The 2,911-nt window shown below is 75.4% G+C and carries 1 protein-coding gene and 3 pseudogenes; all 4 read right to left on the reverse strand.

The window, feature by feature from the left end:
* Positions 1-320 (reverse strand): annotated as a pseudogene (locus ABD317_RS35430) (hypothetical protein); the annotation flags it as partial.
* A gap of 111 nt (positions 321-431) precedes the next feature.
* Positions 432-1,409 (reverse strand): NAD(P)H-quinone oxidoreductase, encoded by a 978-nt coding sequence (locus tag ABD317_RS35435; protein ID WP_344295876.1) that lies wholly within the window; start codon positions 1,407-1,409, stop codon positions 432-434.
* Between the two features lie 286 nt (positions 1,410-1,695).
* Positions 1,696-2,718 (reverse strand): annotated as a pseudogene (locus tag ABD317_RS35440) (potassium channel family protein); the annotation flags it as partial.
* Positions 2,715-2,911: pseudogene (locus tag ABD317_RS35445) on the reverse strand (molybdopterin molybdotransferase MoeA); the annotation flags it as partial. The pseudogenes ABD317_RS35440 and ABD317_RS35445, both read right to left, overlap by 4 nt.

The following is a 2,911-nucleotide window of genomic DNA, read 5'->3' on the forward strand; positions in this document are numbered from 1 at the left end:
CTCTCGGCGCCGGCCGCTCGCAGCACCCCGCCGCCCAGGCCACTGCCGGGGCGGGCGGCCGCGGTGGCGGCCGTCCGGGGGGCCCCGTCGGCCAGGGTTCCGGTCCGCGCCGGGCCGCCCTGCCCGTAGGCCGGTGACCCGCGCTGCTGCCCGTACGCCGCCGACCGCCCCGCCTCGTACCCGCCCGCCGCCGCAGGCAGTTCGTACGCACCCGCCGCCCCGGACGGTCCGTACGCCGCCGCCACCTGCGTCGGCGCCTGCCACACGACCACCGCCAGCGCCCCGGCCGCGAGGCGCAGGCGACGTGCGTGAGCAGCCACGGCGAAGGCCCTTCCGTGCCGGCGATGCTGACGTGACCAGAGTCACATAAATCATCAAAGCCGACATTCGGGGCTACGCCGTGCGAGGTTCCCCCGCCCGGCGTACCACGCTCACGTCGTCAGCAGCAGCTTCCCCACGTGCGCGCTCGACTCCATCACCCGGTGCGCCTCCGCCGCCTGCCGCACCGGCAGCGTCCGGTCCACGATCGGCCGCACCCGGTCCGCCTCCACCAGCGGCCACACGTGCTCCCGTACCGCCGCCACGATCGCCGCCTTCTCGCCCGGCGGGCGCCCCCGCAGCGACGTCGCCGTGATCGCCCCGCGCTTCGCCAGCAGCGCGCCGAGGTTCAGCTCCCCCTTCACCCCGCCCTGCAGCCCGATCACCGCGATCCGGCCGTTGACCGCCAGCGCCTTCACGTTCTGCGCCAGGTACCGGGCCCCGACGATGTCCAGGATGACGTCCGCGCCCGCGCCCTCCGTGGCGGCCCGCACCTCCTTGACGAAGTCCTGCTCGCGGTAGTTGATGAGCACGTCGGCGCCCAGCTCGCGGCAGTACTCCAGCTTCTCCACGCTGCCCGCCGTCACCGCCACCCGGGCGCCGACCGCCTTGCCCAGCTGCACGGCCATCGTGCCGATGCCGCTGCCGCCGCCGTGCACGAGCAGCGTCTCGCCGGGTCGGAGGTGGGCGATCATGAACACGTTCGACCAGACGGTGCACGCCACTTCGGGCAGCGCGGCGGCGGTCACGGCGTCGAGCCCCCGCGGTACGGGCAGCAGCTGCCCGGCGGGCACCGCGACCCGCTCCGCGTACCCGCCGCCGGCCAGCAGCGCGCACACCTCGTCGCCGACCTCCCAGCCGGCCACGCCCGCGCCGAGCGCGGCGATGCGGCCCGCGCACTCCAGTCCGGGGTACGGGGACGCGCCGGCGGGCGGTTCGTAGAACCCCTGGCGCTGCAGCACGTCCGCGCGGTTCACGCCGGCGGCAGCCACCTCGATCAGCACGTCGCCTGCCGCCGGCACCGGGTCGGGAACCTCTGCCCAGACGAGCGAATCGGGGCCGCCGGGCTCTGAGATGGTGATCGCATGCATGAGGTGGACGCTACTACTCCGCGTCCGCGTCGCCGTCCCGGTCCTCCCCCGGTCTCCGGTCGCCGTCCCGGCCCCGGTCGCGGTCCCTGCCGCGGTCCCGGTCCCGGTCCCTGTCGCGGGCCCGGGCGCCCGACTCCCCGTAGCCGCCGTAGCCCCGGGCGTCCCGGGCGTCCCGGGCGCCTCTGGAGTCGCCGAGGTCGTCGTAGTCCCGGCGGCCGCGGTCCCGGCGCCCGCCGAGGTCCCAGCCACCCTCGCGGGTGACTATGCGTTCCCGTTCCGGGGTGGTCGGGGGTCCGGCGGCCCGGGCGATGGTGATCAGCCGGTCCGTCATCTCCAGCCGGCCGACCTCCGGATCGTCGTACGCCATCAGCCGGTGCCCGCGCTTGACCGCCACCACCAGGTCGTCCGTCTCGCGCGGCAGCAGCCCGGCCTCCGCCTTGGTCGCCGGGCGCTCGATGAGGTCCAGCCCTGAGCCCTGCACGATCAGGTCCTCCAGCACCGTGCCGGCGCTGGGGCTCAGCACCGACAGGCCGAGCAGCCGGCCCGCCGCGCTGGAGCTGGTGATCACGGCGTCCGCGCCGGACTGGCGGAGCAGCGGCGCGTTCTCCTCCTCGCGCACCGCCGTCACGATCTTGGCCCGCGGGTTCAGCTGCCGCACCGTCAGCGTCACCAGCACCGCCGTGTCGTCGCGCTGCGGCGCGATGACGAACTGCGCCGCCCGCTGCCCCTCGGCGCGCAGCAGCACCGCGGAGCGGGTCGCGTCGCCGACGACGCCGACGTAGCCGTCGTGGTTGGCCGCCTCGACGACCTTCCCGCTCGGGTCGATCACCACGATCTGGCCCTTGTCCAGGCCCTTGGCGCGCAGCGTCTGCAGCGCGGAGCGGCCCTTCGTGCCGTAGCCGACGATGACGGTGTGGTCGCGCAACGCTGACCTCCAGCGATCGAGCCGCCACTGGTGGCGGGTGCGCTCGGTGAGCACCTCAAGGGTGGTGCCGACGAGGATGATCAGAAAGAGCACGCGCAGCGGCGTCACCACGAGGACGGTGATGAGCCGGGTGCCCGGGGTGACGGGGACGATGTCGCCGTAGCCGGTGGTGGAGAGGGAGACGGTCGCGTAGTACGCGGCGTCCAGCAGGCCCACCTTGCCGTCGGCGTTGTCGGTGTAGCCGTCGCGGCCGAGGTAGACGACGAGGATGGCGATGCCGAGCACGGAGAGCGCGGTCAGGATACGGCCGCTGACCTGGCGCAGTGGCGCGCGGGGGCGGCGGGGCAGGGAGACGTTCTGCGCCAGCTGGTCGGGGTATCTCACACCGGACCTGCCGGGGCGGTGGCTGCGGAGTCCGCCGTGGCTGCGGTCCAGGGGAGGCGCAGGACGCGTACGGAGGTGCCGGCGGGGGCGCCGCCGGGCGGGACGACGGCGAGGGCGTCGGCGACGGCGAGGCCGCGGAGCATGGCGGGCCCGGTGAAGTGCAGGGGGCGCGCGGCGGGGTACGGGGGCGGGG

Source organism: Streptomyces synnematoformans (genome assembly GCF_039531005.1).
In the GTDB taxonomy this organism is placed as follows: domain Bacteria; phylum Actinomycetota; class Actinomycetes; order Streptomycetales; family Streptomycetaceae; genus Streptomyces; species Streptomyces synnematoformans.